This window comes from Paremcibacter congregatus, assembly GCF_006385135.1.
Lineage (GTDB): Bacteria > Pseudomonadota > Alphaproteobacteria > Sphingomonadales > Emcibacteraceae > Paremcibacter > Paremcibacter congregatus.
The window spans coordinates 2,531,147-2,550,836 of the sequence record NZ_CP041025.1; the positions used below are offsets into that span (position 1 = coordinate 2,531,147).

13 protein-coding genes are annotated in these 19,690 nt (G+C 53.6%); 5 read left to right on the top strand and 8 right to left on the bottom strand.

Annotated features, from left to right (window positions below; genetic code table 11):
• The first annotated feature begins 25 nt into the window (after positions 1 to 25).
• Positions 26 to 2,341, top strand: a complete 2,316-nt coding sequence (locus FIV45_RS11475) for a TonB-dependent receptor (RefSeq protein ID WP_099472106.1) — start codon at positions 26 to 28, stop codon at positions 2,339 to 2,341.
• Between the two features lie 75 nt (positions 2,342 to 2,416).
• On the opposite strand, the gene FIV45_RS11480 is transcribed toward FIV45_RS11475, so the two are convergent.
• The 3 genes from FIV45_RS11480 to FIV45_RS11490 all read right to left on the bottom strand — a co-directional run bounded on the left by FIV45_RS11480 (position 2,417) and on the right by FIV45_RS11490 (position 6,318).
• On the bottom strand, positions 2,417 to 4,285 hold the full coding sequence (locus FIV45_RS11480; RefSeq protein WP_099472105.1) for an NAD(P)-binding protein: 1,869 nt from the start codon (positions 4,283 to 4,285) through the stop codon (positions 2,417 to 2,419).
• Positions 4,286 to 4,296: 11 nt separating this feature from the next.
• Positions 4,297 to 5,613 (bottom strand): omega-aminotransferase AptA, encoded by a 1,317-nt coding sequence (gene aptA / locus FIV45_RS11485; RefSeq protein ID WP_099472104.1) that lies wholly within the window; start codon positions 5,611 to 5,613, stop codon positions 4,297 to 4,299.
• Between the two features lie 156 nt (positions 5,614 to 5,769).
• On the bottom strand, positions 5,770 to 6,318 hold the full coding sequence (locus tag FIV45_RS11490) for a cupin domain-containing protein (RefSeq protein WP_099472103.1): 549 nt from the start codon (positions 6,316 to 6,318) through the stop codon (positions 5,770 to 5,772).
• 281 nt (positions 6,319 to 6,599) lie between these two features.
• On the opposite strand from FIV45_RS11490, the gene doeB2 reads away from it, so the two are divergent.
• The 4 genes from doeB2 to FIV45_RS11510 are packed head-to-tail and all read left to right on the top strand — an operon-like array spanning position 6,600 to position 11,748.
• On the top strand, positions 6,600 to 7,781 hold the full coding sequence (gene doeB2, locus FIV45_RS11495; RefSeq protein ID WP_099472102.1) for a N(2)-acetyl-L-2,4-diaminobutanoate deacetylase DoeB2: 1,182 nt from the start codon (positions 6,600 to 6,602) through the stop codon (positions 7,779 to 7,781).
• 33 nt (positions 7,782 to 7,814) lie between these two features.
• Positions 7,815 to 9,071, top strand: coding sequence for an aspartate aminotransferase family protein (locus tag FIV45_RS11500; protein ID WP_165776982.1), 1,257 nt, complete (start codon positions 7,815 to 7,817; stop codon positions 9,069 to 9,071).
• Positions 9,068 to 10,378 (top strand): ectoine hydrolase, encoded by a 1,311-nt coding sequence (doeA, locus tag FIV45_RS11505; RefSeq protein WP_099472100.1) that lies wholly within the window; start codon positions 9,068 to 9,070, stop codon positions 10,376 to 10,378. The genes FIV45_RS11500 and doeA overlap by 4 nt, the downstream gene beginning before the upstream one ends.
• Positions 10,375 to 11,748 (top strand): NAD-dependent succinate-semialdehyde dehydrogenase, encoded by a 1,374-nt coding sequence (locus FIV45_RS11510; RefSeq protein WP_099472099.1) that lies wholly within the window; start codon positions 10,375 to 10,377, stop codon positions 11,746 to 11,748. Before doeA ends, FIV45_RS11510 begins: the two co-directional genes overlap by 4 nt.
• A gap of 22 nt (positions 11,749 to 11,770) precedes the next feature.
• On the opposite strand, the gene ggt is transcribed toward FIV45_RS11510, so the two are convergent.
• The 5 genes from ggt to FIV45_RS11535 all read right to left on the bottom strand — a co-directional run bounded on the left by ggt (position 11,771) and on the right by FIV45_RS11535 (position 19,673).
• Positions 11,771 to 13,498, bottom strand: coding sequence for a gamma-glutamyltransferase (gene ggt / locus FIV45_RS11515; protein WP_204602123.1), 1,728 nt, complete (start codon positions 13,496 to 13,498; stop codon positions 11,771 to 11,773).
• A 69-nt stretch (positions 13,499 to 13,567) separates the two neighbouring features.
• On the bottom strand, positions 13,568 to 16,369 hold the full coding sequence (locus tag FIV45_RS11520) for a TonB-dependent receptor domain-containing protein (protein WP_099472098.1): 2,802 nt from the start codon (positions 16,367 to 16,369) through the stop codon (positions 13,568 to 13,570).
• A gap of 127 nt (positions 16,370 to 16,496) precedes the next feature.
• On the bottom strand, positions 16,497 to 17,501 hold the full coding sequence (locus FIV45_RS11525) for a FecR family protein (RefSeq protein WP_099472097.1): 1,005 nt from the start codon (positions 17,499 to 17,501) through the stop codon (positions 16,497 to 16,499).
• Complete coding sequence (locus tag FIV45_RS11530) at positions 17,498 to 18,085, bottom strand: RNA polymerase sigma factor (protein WP_099472096.1); 588 nt, start codon at positions 18,083 to 18,085, stop codon at positions 17,498 to 17,500. The genes FIV45_RS11525 and FIV45_RS11530 overlap by 4 nt, the downstream gene beginning before the upstream one ends.
• A gap of 268 nt (positions 18,086 to 18,353) precedes the next feature.
• A complete protein-coding gene (locus FIV45_RS11535) occupies positions 18,354 to 19,673 on the bottom strand; it encodes a DcaP family trimeric outer membrane transporter (protein ID WP_099472095.1) in 1,320 nt (439 codons plus the stop codon).
• Positions 19,674 to 19,690: the final 17 nt, after the last annotated feature.

Sequence of the window (19,690 nt, forward strand, 5' to 3'; positions counted from 1 at the left end):
TAACAATATATAAGGGAGTGATAATATGAAGAAGGGAAAATACACTATGAAACCGATCCGTAAAATATGGGTGACAACCGCCTTGACCGCGAGCCTGTTTGGCCTGACGGGAGGAATGACCGCCCAGGCCGCCGAAGGCGACGCCATCACCATAGATGAGATCATCGTTTCTGCCCAGAAAAGAGATCAGTCTATTCAGGACGTACCGATAGCGATTTCAGCCTATGACGCCAATTTTATCGAAAAAACCAAGCTCGATGATGTCAAGGACATGATCGATTTCACCCCAGGCTTTGCCGGCAAGACAAAAGACAGCTTTGTTGATGCCATTTCCATTCGCGGCATTGTCACCAATAGCTTCGGCGCCGCCGTTGACCCATCCGTCGGCATCTTCAAGGATGGCGTCTATCAGGGCAGGACGGGGTCTGCAATCACCAGTTTCTTTGATGTGGAACGCACCGAAGCTCTGCGCGGACCGCAGGGCTTTTTATTTGGACGGAACGCCAGTTCCGGCGCCGTCAGCATCATGACCAAGAAGCCAGATCCCGAAAAAAGTGACGGTTATGTTCACGCAGGGATCGGCGAACGCAACCACATTGAACTTGATGGGGCCGTCAATATCCCGCTCAATGATCAATGGGCCGTTCGGGTGGCGGGTTATTACCTGACCGAAGACGGTTATGTGAACAATATCTTTTACCCGGAAGATGATGATCTGCAGTCTCAGGATAAAGGGGCCGGCCGTATCTCCCTCGGCTATCGCGGGGATCGCCTGGATATGACCCTGATCGCCGAATATGAAAACCGCAAACAATCCGGCTCCGTCTATCGGGCATTGGAAGATGATGAAACATTCGACATTCTCGGTGTCAGCATGCGGGGGGCCCGGAATGAAGTCGACAGCGATCTGCGCGATGACAAGGACGATGGCAATGTCTACAGCTTCACCGCCCTGCTCGATTGGGACCTGAATGACATGACCCTATCCTCAATCACCGGCGTCCGAACCTATGACTATCAATATGCCGAAGATTTTGACGGTGCCCCATTTCGCTCCAACCATTATTTTCAGGATCAGGAAGGCGACTACTACAGCCAGGAAATTCGTCTGGTTTCCTCTTCTGAAAACCGCCTGACCTGGTATGCCGGCGTTTCCGCCTATCAGGAAGAAATCAAAGTGTCCTTCTCTCAGGTTGCCGACGAAGAACTGATGTGCGCCGTCTACGAAGAAACCACCTGTGAAGACGCTTACGGCGAATTCACCGCCAACCCCAACGGTCTGGTGGAAAATAATGATGTGGAAGGCACTTATAAAGGCTGGGGTGCGTATGTCGACGTCACCTACGCCGCTACAGACAAACTCGAACTGAGTGTCGACCTGCGGTATACCTATGACAAAAAGGATTTCGGCCTCAGTATTCTGCCGGTGGAAAGTGAGCTCGGCCCCTATTACGCCTTCGGCTATACCACCAACGGCTTTGTCCGCGGCAGCAAAAGCTGGGATGACTTTACCCCACGCTTCGTCGCCCGCTACGCCGCCACCGACGATCTTAATCTGTGGGCCAGCATCACCCGTGGATATAAATCCGGCGGCTTTGGCTCCTTTGGCCTGGATATCCCCACCGGCCCCGGCGAAGACATCTTTGAGGTGATCAATGATGACGGCACAGTACCCGACGGCACAAAACTCACCGTCTTTGAACCGGAAACCTTGTGGAGCTATGAAGCAGGCCTGAAAGCCAATATGGTCGATAACCGCGTCCAGATGGCAGTCAACGCCTATTATTATGATTTCAAAAACCTGCAGGTTAGTTTCTTTGATGAAGACCTCAACAATACGGTTGTCGAAAATGTAGGTCAGGTAGACGGTTATGGCGTTGAAGCCACCCTGCGCGCCCTGCCCAGTGAATATATCGACATGCTGATCGGCGCCGCCTACAGCAAAACCGACATTCAGGGCACCGGTCGCATCTGTGATGATTGTGATGGCAACCGCCTGACAAATAATCCGGAATGGACCTTCACCGGGGTGATCAATGGTCATTATCCCCTAAAAGCCGGTGAAATCTTTTCCACCCTCGAATTCCGTTACCAGAGCAAAGTATATGGTGGCTTCGAGAATGAAGATCGTTATTCAGTTGAGGGATACGCCAACTTCAATTTGCGTACAGGCTATGAATCCGATCAGGGCTGGAATGTATCGCTTTATGTGGAAAACCTGTTCAACCAGTTCCACTATGACGCCGTCTCGGCCGCTGAACTGCCGATCCCTGGCCACAACATCGGCCCGGCCCGGCCCCGGACCTTCGGCATTGACGTCACCATGAAATTCGGTGACTAGAAATACCCCCCTAAACAACAGAAAAGGGAGCCTCCGGGCTCCCTTTTTTCATGTCTATTTTCCACCATCCATGATTTAGCCGCCCTGCTCCTCGACTGCACGATAAGCGGCGTCGAAGGCGGCATTGACATAGGCAGAAGCCTCGGAATCAGAATTGGCGATCGAAACGCGTCCCATTTTCTGCCGGCCAATAATATGCGGACCAGCGTGTTTCCCATCAACCCAGTCCCAAGGCTCCCACAATTCATTATACTCATAGGCATAACCATGGGGCCAACGGTTGACCGTTATCGCCGCGATATCATCATCGAAATTGAACCCATATGGCCCGAGAATGGCTTCGAGATGCCGGCGGATTTCTGTCTCGTAATCTGCGAAGCTCATATTATAGATATCATGCCGACCTTGACGATGTTGTTCTCGGGCAGACAACCCTTCTCCCTGGCGCAAGGGCGTATGCACCATATGCAATAGAATAGGCTGGTCCGGCGTAGACGAAAAATCATAACCTCCCATACTGACCGGGAAATCCAACACCATATCATGAAAAAAACCATGGGGAGCATGGACCGCGGAACAACCTGCACGCTTAAAGGCGCGCCAATTGGTCAAGGCAACATTAATGTAGGTCAGCGGTACTTTCTCGGGAAACTTCAGCGCTTCAATTTGCTTCTCCGGCATGTCCGGGCAAATATGCGGCAGAATATTATTATTGCAGGCCATGATCACATGGCGCGCTCGCACTTTTTCGACCTCCCCTTTCTGTAGATAAAAAGCATCGACAGCCTCACCATCTGATCTATTCTCTACCTTCACGACTGTCGCGCTCAATCGGATGCGAACCATTGAAGTGGGTTGATCCAGCTGCCCATAATCAAATTTTGACCGAACGATATCCTCCATCGTCCTACCTTGCGCGGTTTCAGGAATAAGCCGCCGCACCAGCAGGCGCGCCAAACTAGCGTTCCCGTCGGGAAAGTGAAAAATATACGGTTGATCCCAGCTATAGGTTTTAGGCACCGGCCCAAGCTCCATAGCGTCAAAACCTGGCATCTCGAGACGGTAGGCTTCCAGCGCCGAGAGGGCGTCGAATCCAAGTCCCCAAAAACCGGCGTGAATATTACGCAACAGAGAGATGACATCCTCCGGCATGCGGGCATGGTCCCGCAAGAAACCCTCATAGCTGACGCTTCGCAACAAGGTAATTTTCTCCGCCGTCTCGTTTCCCGCGAGATAGTCCTCCTGACCCCGCCATAAATAACGCAGCGCGTTTTTATCTTCCGGTGACAGCGGGTAGCGGTTGATAATGTGGTCCACAGCCCCCTCATCCGCCTCATAGAAATTATCCTCGAGACGAGCCGCCTCGAAATGGGCTTTGTCGAAGAAGATTTTCTCCGTCATCTGATGTTTTTGGTAAAAATCCTGATCGTAATAACGATAAAAGCGATCAACCTCCACCCCAAGATCCACCAAGATTTGTTGAGCCTGCGGAGAATACAGTGCCGGTCCATCTATGGACTGGCTGCCGCCGTAGCCAATAAGCGTCTTGCCGTTGACCTTAAATTCATTGCGCTTGGCATGCCCACCAAAATCATCATGATTATCCAGCAGAAGGATGCGCGCCTCGGGATTCTTCTGAAGGTATAAATGTGCGCTCGCCAGTCCGGAGAGACCCGCGCCCACAACAATCAGATCATAAATTTCATCCGTGATCGTAGCGGGCTCGGGCCAGATATTCCCTTCCCAGGCCAGCGCATGTGCCGCCTCAAAAGATCCCTTATGATTACCGCGCATCCCCGTGAGACCGGGCGGGTAAAATTGCCCTGACACCGGCCCATTCGCCAGGACAGAAAAAGGCGACACCACCCCACCGGGCGTGAGCCCCAAGGCGACGCCGCCGATGAAGTCCCGTCGGGTTATGCCGTCCCCTTTATAATCTGTCATCCTTTACCCCTTCATTGAATGGTCGCCAGAATATCATCCAGAGTATTCGTAATAAAGTCAATCTGCTCCTCTGAAATGATCAGCGGTGGCGACAGGGCAATGATGTCCGCCGTGGTCCGGATCAGCAGTCCCGCATCAAACGCCTTGAGATAAGCTTCAAAGGCGCGCTCTCCCGCTTTGTCTTCCCTGGGCTGCAACTCGATCGCCCCGACAAGACCGATATTGCGCACATCAATTACCGCATCATGCCGTTTCAGACTGTGAATGGCCTTTTGCCAATAAGGCGCCAGATCACGGGCTCGACCAAACAGGTCTTCCTGACCATAAACATCCAATGTAGCAATCCCCGCTGCACAGGCCAGCGGGTGCCCGCTATAGGTATAGCCATGAAACAGTTCGATCATATTTTCCGGGCCCGTCATCATTGCCTCATGAACCCTGTCGCTGACCATCACAGCTCCCATCGGCACTGCCCCGTTGGTCAGGCCCTTCGCCGTGGTGATCAGGTCCGGCTGCACATTGAACCGCGCGGCGGCGCAACTGTCTCCCAGACGACCAAAGGCCGTGATCACTTCGTCAAAAATCAGCAGGATATCATGGGCGCTACAAATTTCACGCAGCCTTTCCAGATATCCTACAGGCGGCACCAACACCCCGGCAGAGCCTGCCATAGGCTCGACAATCACTGCCGCAATGGTATGGGCGCCGTGCAATGCGATCAGGTCCAGTAACCGTTCCGCCTTATCGGCGCCATGGGTCGGTTGCCCCTCAGAAAAAGCGTTCTTCGACAGATCATGGGTATGGGGCAAATGATCCACTTCCGACAACAACGGCCCAAAGGCCTGCCGGTTTGGCATAATTCCCCCCACAGACAAGCCACCGAAGTTAACCCCGTGATAGCCTTTTTCCCGACCGATCAGTTTAATTTTCTCCGGTTTGCCGCGGGCTTTCTGATAGGCGCGGGCAATTTTCAACGCCGTATCAACAGATTCTGATCCGCTGTTGGTAAAGAAGGCATGGTTGAGATCACCCGGGAACAGCTGCGCCAACCGTTCTGCAAATTCAAATGCCAGACTATGGCCCGCCTGAAAGGCCGGGGAATACGTCATTTTATCAACTTGAGATTTAATTGCGCCGTTGATTTTATCATTGCCATGACCGGCGTTGACACACCACAGGCCGGCGCAACCATCCAGAATCTGCTGGCCATCTTTGGTCGTGTAATACATGCCTGCGGCGGATTCTATAATCCGGGGGTTTTTCTTAAAAGCGCGATTGGGCGTAAACGGCATCCAATAGGCGCTTGTATCTTTATCAAAGACGGTCATGCTGATCAGTTCCCTATATTATTTTCTCCTCCCGAAGTATAGAAAATAAGGATATTGACCATCAAGCCGTTATTTTCACAAACGCAAGCCATTGAAAATAAATAAAAAGGAAAAATAATCGTTTATTATAATAAACACACACCCAGAAACTACTTTTTAAAAGGTCGGAGGCGTACAGGCACTGACCAGTTCGCACTCTTCCTGACCAATATTTTTAAACTTGTGGGGTTTATGGCTGTCAAAATAATACGCATCGCCGGGGCCCAAGATTTTCTTTTCCTCCCCCACTTCCACCTGCAGGCGCCCTTTCAGAACCATGCCGCATTCCTCGCCGGCATGGGTCAAGGCCGTTTTGCCGGTCGAGGCCCCTGGCCGATACTTTTCATGCAGAAACTGGATGGCGTTATTCTTCAGAGAGGCCCCGACCTGCCGGAAAGAAATCCCCCCGTCGCCGATCTCGACCAATTCCTCTGCGGCGAAGAAAATCTGTTCCGTATCCTGCGCCCCTTCGTCGAAAAATTCCGCGAGACTTACCGGAATGCCATCAAGAATACGTTTCAGCGCCCCGACCGTCGGATTGATGCGATTTGATTCAATCTGGGAAATGCTGGCGTTCGCCACCCCGGTACGTTTCGCCAGCTCTCTCTGCGACAGGCCCCGTTCCTGACGGATGTCCTTCAAGCGCTTTCCAATATCCAATGTCATACCGTCTCCTGATCCCGCTAAATATATCTTATGTCTCTATACTTTATACAGGAGCCTTCGGCGGGATTACACCGAAAATTCTGCTTTAGCCTATTTAACCCAAAGGCAAAACCACGCTTAATTTAACAGGTTACACCACCTTCCTTTCCCCCTCCGGTTGCACAGAACGCTTGTCGCTGTTATAGTGCCCCCACAACAATATGCAGATTCAATGGGAGATATCATAGTTAAACAACCGCCCTTCGTCCTATGGAAGAAAGGCGGCGCGGAGATGTGCCATAATTTTACAGTCACAAAAACCAGAGTGGGAGGACATCGTCCGGAGCGTCGTTGACTTACGTCACAGCCTGCACCGGCGACCGGAATTACCCTGGGCCGAAGTCACTACTGCAGACACCATCCGCACCCACCTTACCGCCGCCAACATTTCCTGGCGGGACTGCGCCGGCACCGGCACTGTCGCCACGTTGGCGGCCAATGCATCAGGCCGGCATATTGCCTTGCGTTGCGACATTGACGCCCTGCCCCTCTCTGAAAAATCCGGTGTGGCCTGGACATCTGAGGTCGACGGGTGCATGCACGCCTGCGGCCATGACGGCCATACCGCCACCCTGATGGCGACGGCTTTATGGCTAAAGTCCCATGAAGACGCGTTGCCAGGTCCGGTGACCCTGCTGTTTCAGCCGGCAGAAGAAGGCGGCCACGGCGCCCGGGAGATGATCAAGGACGGCGCGTTGTCCGGCGTTGATATGATATTCGGCTGGCATAACTGGCCCGCGATTGCATTTGGCAAGGCGGTCTGTCCCGACGGGGCTGTCATGTCCGCCAATGGCACCTTTGGCATCACCGTTCAGGGCCAAGGCGGTCACGCCAGCCAACCGGAGATCTGCCGCGACCCAGTACTTGCCGCCGCCGCCATCACCCTGGCCCTGCAACAAATTGTCGCCCGGCGCCTGCCACCACAACAATCCGCCGTCCTCAGCGTCACTTCTATTCTGGCCCCGAGCGGCGACACGGTTATCCCCGATACCGCACAGATCGGTGGCAGTTTTCGCCTGTCCGACAATCGCTTGCGCAAAACCATGGAAGACCTGATCATTCAAACGGCGCAAGATACCGCCCGGACCTACGGCGTCACAGCAGATATCGACATGCGGCCCCGCTACGGTGCGACTGTCAACAATGCCGGGGCCGCCGCAACAATGCGCCGCGCCCTGGCCGAGGAATTCGGGCAAGGATGGAAATCAGATGACACTCTGGTGCCCATTATGGCGTCGGAGGATTTCAGTTATTACCTTGATGAAATACCGGGCGCATACGCCCTGATTGGCGCGGACAACGGGGGTCGTCATGGCGATGCCCCCTGTCACAGCGCCCTGTATGATTTTAACGATGCGCTTATTCCGGCCGTCGCCAGAGTTTATCTGCGACTTGCCGCTGCGCCCCTGCCGAAGGAACGATGACACCCCCAAAACAAAGGAGCATTCTATATGGATATGGATATTTTCGCAGAACTGGAATCTGAAGTGCGTGGCTACTGCCGCGCTTACCCCACGGTATTCGAGAGCGCCTCGAACGCGCGACAGGTGGATGAAGCCGGAAAATCCTATATCGATTTCTTTGCCGGGGCCGGCGTGCTCAACTTTGGCCATAACAATCCCCGCATGAAAAAGGCGATCATCGCCTATATTGAAAGCGACGGCGTCGCCCACAGCCTGGATACCCACACGACCGCCAAGCGAACCTTTCTCGAAAAATTCAACATCATCATCCTCAAACCACGGGGCATGACCTATAAATTCCAGTTCATGGGCCCAACGGGCACCAACGCCGTGGAAACAGCGTTAAAACTGGCGCGCCGGGTGACCGGCCGCAGTTCTGTCATTGCCTTTAGTCACGGTTTTCACGGCATGACCCTCGGGGCCCTGTCCCTCACCGCCAATGAATATTTCAGGAATGCCGCCGGTGTCCCCCTGGAACATGTCATGCGTCTGCCATTTGAAACCGCCCCCGGCGGCGGTTTGCAGGCCATCGAAGATTATCGCGCCGCCTTCCGCGACGGGTCCAGCGGTCTGCCACCGCCTGCCGCCATCATGGTTGAAACCATTCAGGCGGAAGGCGGCGTCAATGTTGCCAGCCGCGACTGGCTACATGCCCTGCAGAATCTCGCCCGTGAAACCGGCGCCCTGTTTATCATCGATGATATCCAGGCCAGTTGCGGGCGCACCGGGTCCTATTTCAGTTTCGACGGTATGGACCTTGACCCGGACATCATCTGTCTCGCCAAAGGCATTGGTGGATTTGGCACCCCGATGGCCATGAACCTCAACAAACCGGAGCATGACAAAATGTGGTCTCCCGGCGAACATACAGGCACCTTCCGCGGTCAGGGGCTGTCATTTGTCGCCGGCCGGGAGGCACTGAGATATTTCGAGGATGACAGCCTGATGCAAGACGTGCGGCGCATGGGACAGAACATCCGCGACAGGCTTGAAGCCATTGCCGCAAAATATGCCTCCCGCGGCTGGGATGTGAGGGGGCGCGGCATGATGCAGGGCATCGATCTGGTTGATGGCGCTCTGGCCAAGGCGGTCGCTGCCGAATGTTTCCAAAGCGGGCTGCTCGTCGGCCCTTGCGGCACCGGTGGCCGGGTGATCAAACTGATCCCGCCGCTGACCATTCCCGAAGCAGATCTGGAAACAGGTCTGACCATTCTGGAAAATACCATAGACAAAGTGATGGAGGCTTCATGAACAAGCGCGACGACATGACCTTTCCTTTTGAGGAATATGAACGCCGGCTCGGTGATTTACGGCATCGGATGCAAGAACGCCATCTTGATGCGGTGATTATCACTGATCCCGGTAACCTGATGTATATGACCGACTATCAGACCACAGGGTACAGCTATTTCCAATGCCTTGTCGTGCCGCTGGACGGCGATTGTTTCATGATCACCCGGGCCATGGAAGAATCCAACATTCATGCCAGAACCTGGGTGACGCACACCCGGCCTTATCCGGATACCGGAGACGCCATTCAGATGCTGATCGAAAGCCTGCGGGAATTCGGCCTTAACGACGCCACGATCGGCTATGAGCGCAACAGTTATTACTTCCCCGCCTATCAGCAGGATCGCATTCACACCAGCTTTACTGACGGTCGGCTGCTGGATTGTTTCGGAATCGTCGAACAGGGCCGAATTCGCAAATCCAAGTTCGAAATAGAAATCATGAAGAAGGCGTCTCTTGCGACAGAGGCCGGCATGCGGGCCGGCATTGATGCCTGTCAGGCGGGGGTTACCGAAAATGACATTGGCGCCGCCATTTCCCGCGCCATGTTCGAAGCCGGCGGCGAGGCCCCGGCGGTAATGCCTTATGTCACCTCCGGTCCTCGATCCATGATCGGACATGCCTCCTGGGAAGGCCGGGTTGTTCAGCCGAACGAGCATGTTTTCCTTGAAATCGGCGGATGTTTCCGACGTTACCATACCGCGATGATGCGCACGGTGGTGCTGGATGATGCGCTTTCCCCGTCCTTGCTGGCGGCCCAGGAATGCATGAAGCTGGCGTTGCAGACAGTGAAGGAGGCCATCCGCCCCGGCATGACGGTATCCGACGCCGACAATATCGTGCGTCAGATCATCAGTTATAACGACGTCGGGGCCAACCTGATTACCCGATCCGGCTATGCCATCGGAATAGCCTTCCCGCCAAGCTGGGACGAAGGCTATATCATCAGCCTGAAACAGGGGGATTCCACCGTATTGTATGAAGGCATGACCTTCCATATCATTCCGTGGATGTGGGGGGTTGACGGCGACAAAACCGTCGGCATTTCAGATACGATATATATCACCGAGGATGGCTGTGAATCTTTCTTCGATTTCGATGAAGATTTCGTCTGCAAAGGCAGTGAAGTTCGGAAAGGCCGCAAGAAGAAACCCCCTGTCGACCTGCCGGACTATGGCTCCATTGAGAAGATCGAAACGATCAAGGCTGGCGAAAATGTCACCGAATTCGCCAAAGACACAAAAGAGAAGAAGGATAAAACAGCATGATCACAGCCATTGATCCGACATATGATACAGTCATCCGGGAAGTGCGCCCGGCAGATCAGGACGAGATCGAACGTGTCCTGTCCCGGGCCGAACAGGCGTATCAATCATGGCGCAAAACAGATTTCAGCGCCCGGGCGGAGGTTTTGAACGCCGTCGCCCATCGTCTGCGCGAAGACAGGGCCCGTCTGACATATCTTATGACAGAGGAAATGGGGAAACCGGTCAAGGAAGCCTATGGCGAAATCGAAAAGGCCGCCTGGTGCGCCGAACATTATGCCGCTCATGCCGAAAGCTATCTGTCGCGCGATGAAATTTCGTCAGATGCCAGTTTGAGCTATGTCCAGTATCTGCCGCTGGGCCCTATCATGGGCATTTTGCCGTGGAACGCCCCTTTCTGGCTGGCCTTTCGTTTTTGCGCGCCTGTCCTGATGGCGGGCAATACCTGTGTTATGAAACATGACCCTCATGTGCCGGGCTGCGCTCAGGCCATCGCGCAATTGTTCGGAGACGCCGGAGCCCCATCCGCTATTCTGCAAAATCTACCGCTGCGTAACGAGGACGCGGAATCCGTGATCCGGGACGACCGCATTCGCGGCATCTCCTTTACCGGGTCCGACAAGGCAGGAGCCACTGTAGCCGCCATCGCCGCCTCGGAAATCAAGCCTGCGGTACTGGAGCTGGGCGGTTCCGATCCCAATATCGTACTCGCCGATGCCGACCTGGCCAAAGCCGCCGAGATTATCGCTCTGTCGCGCATCATCAATGCCGGGCAATCCTGCATCGCCGCCAAACGGATTATTGTCGAGGCTCCTGTCCATGATGCCTTCGTCGCCTTGTTGAAAGAACGCCTGAGCGGATACAAGCTGGGAGACCCCCGGGAACAGAGTACCGACGTTGGCCCCCTGGCGCGGGATGATCTGCGTCAGGGGCTACACCGTCAGGTTCAGGATACGATCAAGGCGGGCGCCACGTGCCTGCTCGGCGGGGATATGCCCGATGGACCGGGCTTTTTTTACCCCGTCACCCTGTTAACCGATGTGACGTCGGACATGGCCGCCGGATGTGAGGAAACCTTCGGCCCTGTGGCCGTGGTAATGAAAGCCCGGGATGCCGATCATGCAATAGAGATCGCCAATGATACCCACTACGGTCTCGGGGCGGCAGTCTGGACAGAAACAAGCCGGGGCGAGGCCATTGCCCGCGAGATAATTGCCGGTCAGGTTTCTGTCAACGGCATCGTCAAGACCGACCCCCGCCTGCCGTCCGGCGGGGTACGCCGGTCCGGCTATGGTCGAGAACTCGGCCCCCAGGGCATCCACGAATTTGTAAATGCCCAGCAGATCTGGATCGGTCCCGCCAAGGCGTCGTGACGGCCCCACGCCCTGCCCCGGGTTAATATCCCCGGGTTAGGGCGCCAAGCCGCCGGCTGTCAGACGCACCATAAAAGAACCCGTCTTTCCGGGTAATGGATTGCGTGCTACCAAGCGTGCGTTTTCCGGCATCAATATTATGGCCCATGGCTTTCAGGATCGCCAAAGTATCGGCGCTTACACCCTGTTCAACGAAGGTTTTATCTGGCAGCCACTGATGATGCAGACGCGGCGCAAATGTCGCCGCGGCAATGTTCATGTCAAACTCGATCATATTGAGGATTGTTTGAAAAACGACAGTGATAATGGTGCTGCCGCCGGGACTGCCGGTGGCAAGCAACGCCTTTCCATCCTTAAAGACGATGGTCGGGGTCATGGAAGACAAGGGACGCTTTCCGGCCTCAACCGCATTGGCTTTCCCGCCGACCAGACCAAAACCGTTTGGCACCCCCGGCTTGGCGGAGAAATCATCCATTTCATTGTTCAGCAGGAACCCGGCTCCCGGCACCATTATGCCGCTGCCATAACTGTAATTCAGGGTATAGGTGTTGCTGACCACATTGCCCGCACTGTCCATGACGGAGTAATGTGTTGTATCCGGACTTTCATATTTAGGGCCGAGCGCCGGCGCCACTTCGGCAGAGGTCCGGGCCCGGTCAGCCGGGATCATCGCCCGCAGCTTTTGAGCGTAGGCCTTGTCGGTCAGTTCCGCCATCGGTACATCGAAGAAATCCGGGTCCCCCAGATATTTACTACGGTCGGCATAGGCCTGACGCATGGATTCAATCAGCAAATGAAGGCTCGCGGCGCTGTTATGACCAAGGCCTTTCAGATTATCGCCTTCCAGCATGTTCAACATCTGAACCAGATGTATGCCACCGGAGGATGGGGGCGGCATGGTGGCGATCTCATAGCCTTTATACGTTCCGCGGATCGGGGTACGTTCCACAACCTTGTAATTGGCCAAATCCACCCGGGTGATCAGGCCGTTATTCTTCTCCATATTGGCAACGATCTTGTCGGCGATGGCGCCTTTATAAAATCCATCCCGGCCATGATCGCGGATTTGCTTCAGGCTCCAGGCCAGATCTGGCTGGCGAAACCGTTCCCCCATCGCATATACCCGGCCATTTTCATGGAAGAAAGCTGCGCCTGCTGCGGGGTCTTTCTGTAATCTTTCCTGACGCGAACCGAGGGAAATTTCCAACCAATAAGGCATATCAAAGCCCTGTTCCGCAAGACGGATGGCCGGCGCGATGACCTGACGCAATTCCATCGTACCGTATTTTTCCAACGCATGCACCATACCGGCCACGGTTCCCGGCACACCGGCAGACTGATGACTGAAACGCAGTCTATCCTGATCAACCTGTCCCGCCGCATCCAGATAAACATCCTTATGAGCCGCCCGGGGGGCCAGTTCGCGATAGTCAATGGCGATGGTTTTATTCTCTTCGGCCAGATGCACCATCATAAACCCGCCACCGGCGAGATTCCCGGCCTGCGGCAGTGTCACGGCCAATGCAAAACCGACGGCCACGGCGGCATCGACTGCATTACCGCCCTGGCGCATGATCTCTACCCCGACTTCCGTCGCCATCCGTTCCTGAGAGGCGACCATGCCATTCTTGGCGATAACCGGAATAAATCTTTCCTGATAGGTAATGATCGGCGTGTCGTTGGCGACAGCCGGAAACTGCACAAAGACCATACAAAGTACGGCAACCAAACGGGTAAATTTAGAAAACATCGGCTTTAATTCTCCCTAAAAAAATGCCCAGGCCAACCTGCGTCAGCCTGGGCTTCTTAGACTACTCAATCAATATCTTGCGGTCAATCGGGCATATAGATAACGCCCGTTAAACCCGTATGGCGTAAACCCGGAATAGGGGAATATGCGCGAAAATGTTGTCACATCCGTAACAATATCACGCGTTGCTTCCGGATAAACATCAAACACATTATTCGCACCAACAGCCACAGAGATATTTTCTGTAAATTCGTAGCTGACATCAATATCCGTTACCCAGGCCGGAGCCAGAACCTCGTAGCGATCCGGATTGGAGCTGGGATCATGGGTTTCCCCATAACGGGTCGTGCGCGCCGTCAGACGCAGCTGTTCCCAGAACCAGGACGCGCTAAGATTAAGTTTGGTTTCCGGCGATCCTTTCTCAAACCGGCGAAATTCATTGAAATCAAACAGGTTATCCTGTTCCACACCAATGTCCGCCAATTGTGAGGGTGGATTAACAACATCCGTTACTTTGCTGTTATTATAGTTAAATCCGGCATTCAGGGTCAGTTGCCCCCAATCCTCAAGATCCATTATATAATTCGCCACCAGATCGACCCCCTGGGTGCGGCTGTCAATCCCGTTGAGGAAGAACCGCGCCCGGTTGGCGCCGGTTCCCGCCAGAAGCGCCTCAACCCCGGCTCCCGACAAATTCGACGACAGAACAATCCGGTCATCAATCTTGATGTTATAGTAATCAACCGTGACACTTAGACCATCAACCGGTTGCCAGATAAAACCGGCGCTGAAGTTAAGGGACTTTTCCGCATCCAGTCCGGGCGACCCCAAAGAGCGCGCCACATCGCTGGACGGTCTAAATGTACCTGTTTCCGTGGGGACGCCATCGACAAAAACCGTGGCAATGGAGGTGAAAAACTGCTGAGCGAGAGACGGCGCCCGGTAGCCCGTGGAAACCGCGCCGCGAAACGCCAGTTCTTCTGTCAGCTCATAGCGGGTGGCGATTTTACCATTTACGGTGGAGCCAAAATCGGAGTAATCCTCAAAGCGCCCGGCAATGGCCACATTCAAACGTTCCGTCAGGTCCGCGTCAAATTCAATATAAGCGCCGATGCTGTGACGGCCGTCATCAACCTCGCTTTCCGGGGTAAATCCGGGAAAAACCTGACTGCCTGCCGCTCCGTCAAAATCACCCTTGATATAAGAAGCAACCTCACCTGCGCCAATTTTGTATTTCTCATTACGGTATTCGACGCCAAAAGCGACGTTGACCGGGTTTGCCAATCCAAATTCCAGCAGCTTGTTCATTTCTGCATTCAATGTCATCTGGCTGTTCTTGAGCGTTCCGGCTTTAAATTCCGTTGGGCTGTTGGGGCCCAATGACGTATTCAAACTGTTGATAACGCCAAACGCGAATTTATTTTCACCATAAGTCGCGGAGAAATCGGCATCCCATCCGGCAATCTCGCCGCGCACACCGCCTGAGAGAGACTTGTCATCAATATCAGACGTGATCAACGGCAAAAAACCATCCGGATAAATCTCCGGCACATTGCGGCTGTTCCCCGCCAAACGATTAAAGCCGCCGGATTCACCGGTACGTTTACCAATACTGCCGGAGAAATAAGTTTCAAAGGTGTCATTGATCGGCACACCGGCATTAAAGAAAACATTCACATCTTCCACCGCTGAATTGCCATAACGGGTATTATAGCGGTCATATGTCAGTTCGCGCGGGTCCAGCGCCCCATCTATCCGATCATAAATCTCTCGACTGTCATAATCGGAACGGTTGGTCGGATTGCGATCGCGATATTCAAAAGACAGATTGAAAAAACCCTCTTCCCCGATCGGCAGCCCAAGATTGCCGCGCAGGGTCAGGGTTTCCCCGTCGTTCCGCGTCCGGTCCTTACCGGTCTTGAAAACCAGGTTTCCATCATCACCAATGGTAACGCTTTCCAGTTGCGGCACACCGTCCATGGTGGTGACATGCTGACCATAGGTGGCCGACATGGTTACCCCTTCTGGTGCGTCATTAAGGACGATATTGATCACCCCGGCAATCGCATCAGACCCATACTGCGCCGCCGCGCCGTCCCGCAGCACTTCAATACGCTTGATGGCGTTGGCCGGGATCATATTCAGGTCAACAGATGTTGATCCCCGTCCGGCAGACCCATTCAGATTGAGCATGGCGCTGGAATGCCGCCGCTTGCCATTCACCAGAACCAGAGTATGGTCCGGGGCAAGTCCGCGCAATTGCGCCGGACGCACATGGTCAGTCCCATCATTAACGGCCGACTGAGGGAAGTTGAAGCTTGGCAACAGGTTCGCCAGCAGCTGATTGGTTTCCGTCAGACCCGTGGCGGCCAGGTCGGATGCATTCAACACATCCACCGGCACATTACTGTCGGCCACCGTACGGCCCTTGCGGCGGGTACCGATGGTCACGATTTCCTCAAGCGCCCCGTTGTTGGCGGCGTCATTTCCGGCACCACCCGTGGTCTGAGATGTTGTGGAATCCGCTGGAGTTTGGGTCTGGTTGAAAATGCGGACATTTTTGCCTGAAATTTCATAACCGTAAGACGTTCCGGCCAACAATTGTTTCAAGGCGTCTTCAACCGACATTGTGCCGCTGATTCCGCGGGTCGAGGCCTTGGCGATCTCTGGATCAACATATATGACCTGCAGATCGGTTTTTTCAGAAAACCGGATCAGCGCCTTGCCCAGACTGGTTGAGGCAATGTTAAAAGTATAATCCTGCGCATAATCCTGCGCCAAAGCCGGCGCAGCTGCGGACAGCAAGACAAGAGAGCTGGCTCCGACAAGCAAGTGACGAGCTAAACATCTGGAAAGTGGTGTATTTTTCATAGTTCCTCCTACAAATTTACGGGGATATATTGTGTGGCTTTTTCAAACGTCTTATGTTGACGCCTTATCCCTGTAACGAAACTGACCTGAAAATCGGAACCGCAGAAAATATTTTACTGGTAAATTGTCAGGCGACGGCCTTTTTCCTCAGAAGAATTATTTCTTCTCCCCGGTGTTCGATCGTCACCGGCAGGGCACTTGAAATCGCCGCAAGAATACCTTCTGTATCCCGGGCGTTGAAGATGCCGTACAGGCTCAATTCCTTCAGGCTCTCATCGGCTATAGAAATCGGTGTATTGGTGTATCGGCCTATCTCTTCAACGACATCCTGCAACTTGTCCCCATTGAAAATCAGTTTCCCTTCCTGCCAGGCCACCGCTTCCGCCGGTTCTGCAACCGTTTTCAATGCAATTTTTTCACTCTTCCCCGGATGGGCGCCCCCGTAGGATATTTCCTCCCCGGCGCGGGCGATCAAAACATTCGGATTCTCGCCATTTTCATCATAACGGGTGACCTTCACAACCCCCTCTAACACCACCACGTGAACAAAGTCATTTCTGATGTCAACATTAAATTCGGTTCCGATGGCCTGAACCTCGCCATTGCGCGCCTTAACGACAAAGGGGCGATGCTTGTCATGGGCCACAGAAAATAACGCCTCGCCTTCGTTGAGGGTAATATCGCGACGCAACGTCGACATCGCCACCTTCATATCTGAACGGGCGTTCAACAGGACCCGCGATCCATCTTCCAGATTAACCCGGTCAATCTGTGAAATGGCGGTTTGATATGCCGTATGCGGCGATGGCGCCGGCGCGTCCGTCGGACGGACAAAAAAGAATATCATCAGGCATGCCGCAAGCGCGGCCAATACCTTGCTATATTTCATCGAACCCGCTTCGACCTCTGCCAACCCGGGCGGCATGGGGGGTATAACGTCTTTCGCCATATCCCACTTTTTTTCAAGCGTCTTATACCGTTCATAAAGTCCTGGATTTTCAAGACGCCACGCTGCGAATTCAGCTTTATCTTCTGCTGTCACTTCCCCGGAATTCATTAGCGTGAACCACATATGAACCTCATCCGGACGCACCGGACGGTCAGAGGATTTCTGTGTCGTAAACCAGTTCATTTGCCATCCCCCCGCATTTGATCCTTTGGTTTTAATTTCAGCTCCAGATGAGCCAGAGAGTTCGTCATGTGTTTATGAACCATTCGTGTAGAAATACCGAGTTTCTCGGCAATCTGTGAGACTTTAAGGTTTTCATAACGCCGAAGATAAAAAACCTGACGGGGCCGCAAAGGCAATTCCTCAAAGGCCCGCAGGAAATCTTCATGCGTTTGTTTATAATCGAGACATTCCTCAGGAGATGCTTCCGTGCCTTCGCAGGCCTCAACATCAAGATCCACCGAGCCGTCAATAACCTTAAGATTATCCCGGCGCTGCTTGTCGATAACCAGATTATGCGCCACCCGGTACAGATATGCCTGGGGATATTCCAGTTCTTCAGGTCGATCGAGACGCATAATCCGTAAAAATGTTTCCTGTGTGATTTCAGCGGCAACATCCTGACATTTCACTTTGGCATAGATGAAGCGGTGCAATCCTTTCTGATACTCCTCTACCACCCGGGACATAAACGCGCCCCGGCCGGCGTTCTGTTTGCGAACGAGGCTTTTTTCCTGTTTTATAACCGGGGTGGCATCCGATCTCATGCAGTCCTCCCTCTTACTATTTTTTCCAGCCCTTGCCCCTCAAACAGTCAGGAATATCAATCACTATAACGAACGACGTTCAAAAACCGGAACATAAAAACCTAATTTTTATACAACGCCTGTATATTTCAAAACTTCGCCCTGGCGCAATTGATATTGTGAGGGACATAAATCCTGGGCCGCCCATAAAAAACCAGCCCCTGATAACGAGGGCTGGTTCAGTTTCACCTGGAATATTTTGGGGACTTGGGCCAGGCGTAGTGCAGGATCAGAAAGCGTATTTCGCAGAAAACTGCAACCGATGCATATCGCCGTCAAGACCGCTCTCAATGCTTCGTTTGGCGTACATATATTCCCCCCCAAACGTGATTTTCGGGATCGGTGAGTATAACAGGTTGGCGTGTACACTGTAGACATCCTTGGTCACGCCGGTGCCGGTAAGAGCAACATCATTATCCGCCTTGAAGGCCGACAGGGTCAGGTTGGACCGGAATTCTGTGTTCCAGAAATGGCGATAGGAAACAAACCCGGCATAGGAGCCTATGGCCTCCAGCTCTCCGTCGGCATTCACCACCGCGCCATTCGCTGTATTGATCGCGAGATACCGCCCCAGTCCCTTGCCGCCCGTGGCCATGAAACGGAAGTCATCTTTGGCGCCAACCTTCAGTTTCCCGGACAAACTAACCCCCCAGCCAAGTGTGCTGTCGTTAATCACCCCGTTATTGAATTTCAGGCTGCGCATGATCCCGGCAACACCAATGTGTCCCCAATCGGCTTTGGAATTATATCTGACCACAAAATCAGGCAGGGCCCCGTCATCTGTGACAATCCGTCCTCCGCCCCCATAGGGCGTAACCGTGGTTTCCGGATTTTCAATGGATATCTGCAAGCCACCGGACGTATATCTGAACTGGGTCTGGCGAACGAACGTCGTACCTTCCGCCGGCCCAATAAAGTCCAGATTCTCGGCCAGCGCCCCTACGTCCTGAAATGTGGACCAGGTCTGTCCGGCCAGGAAATTGTCATATTTCACAAAAGCATGACGCACCCGTGGGTTATAGCTGTTGGTCACCCGTTCATTCCCCCCCGGCCCGGTGAGGAAATCCATTTCGATAAAGGTGGTCAGATCATGACCATTGACGTTGGTGTTGGTCTTGATGTTGAAACGGGTTTCTTTCGCCCCAAGGTCACTGTCGAAACCGCTTTCCCCGGGTCCTGAGCCAACCGGGATCAAACCGGGAATATAAAAGTCCCGTCCCAGATTTTGCGGCCCGAGTTCCCCGCGGGAATATTTGGATGCTGTGAAATCGGCTTTGATGTATCCTCCCAAAGTAACCTTCGTATCGCCAACCCGCATTTCCAGACTGTTCTTTTCTGCTTTTTCCGCGACCTCTTTTGTCTCTGCCACCGTCGCGCCCTGCTTGTTCAATTCCCCCTTCAGTTCCATCAACATGGATTCCAGTTTGTTGATTTTAGCTTCCAGTTCCTGATTGGTCGCTGCGACAGCGCCCAATGGAGAAAATATATTAATGGCGGCCCCAGCAAGAAGAATATTCCGATATAAAATTCGTTTTTTGTTCATTTCCATTACGTTACGCTCCCTAA

Excerpts from the sequence above, each read along its gene's own strand:
- FIV45_RS11475 (WP_099472106.1), top strand. The coding sequence starts at position 26 with ATGAAGAAGGGAAAATACACTATGAAACCGATCCGTAAAATATGGGTG.
- FIV45_RS11535 (WP_099472095.1), bottom strand. The coding sequence starts at position 19,673 with ATGGAAATGAACAAAAAACGAATTTTATATCGGAATATTCTTCTTGCT.
- FIV45_RS11520 (WP_099472098.1), bottom strand. The coding sequence starts at position 16,369 with ATGAAAAATACACCACTTTCCAGATGTTTAGCTCGTCACTTGCTTGTC.
- aptA (WP_099472104.1), bottom strand. The coding sequence starts at position 5,613 with ATGACCGTCTTTGATAAAGATACAAGCGCCTATTGGATGCCGTTTACG.
- FIV45_RS11490 (WP_099472103.1), bottom strand. The coding sequence starts at position 6,318 with ATGACATTGGATATTGGAAAGCGCTTGAAGGACATCCGTCAGGAACGG.
- FIV45_RS11525 (WP_099472097.1), bottom strand. The coding sequence starts at position 17,501 with ATGAACTGGTTTACGACACAGAAATCCTCTGACCGTCCGGTGCGTCCG.
- FIV45_RS11480 (WP_099472105.1), bottom strand. The coding sequence starts at position 4,285 with ATGACAGATTATAAAGGGGACGGCATAACCCGACGGGACTTCATCGGC.
- FIV45_RS11500 (WP_165776982.1), top strand. The coding sequence starts at position 7,815 with ATGGATATTTTCGCAGAACTGGAATCTGAAGTGCGTGGCTACTGCCGC.
- FIV45_RS11510 (WP_099472099.1), top strand. The coding sequence starts at position 10,375 with ATGATCACAGCCATTGATCCGACATATGATACAGTCATCCGGGAAGTG.
- FIV45_RS11530 (WP_099472096.1), bottom strand. The coding sequence starts at position 18,085 with ATGAGATCGGATGCCACCCCGGTTATAAAACAGGAAAAAAGCCTCGTT.
- ggt (WP_204602123.1), bottom strand. The coding sequence starts at position 13,498 with ATGTTTTCTAAATTTACCCGTTTGGTTGCCGTACTTTGTATGGTCTTT.
- doeA (WP_099472100.1), top strand. The coding sequence starts at position 9,068 with ATGAACAAGCGCGACGACATGACCTTTCCTTTTGAGGAATATGAACGC.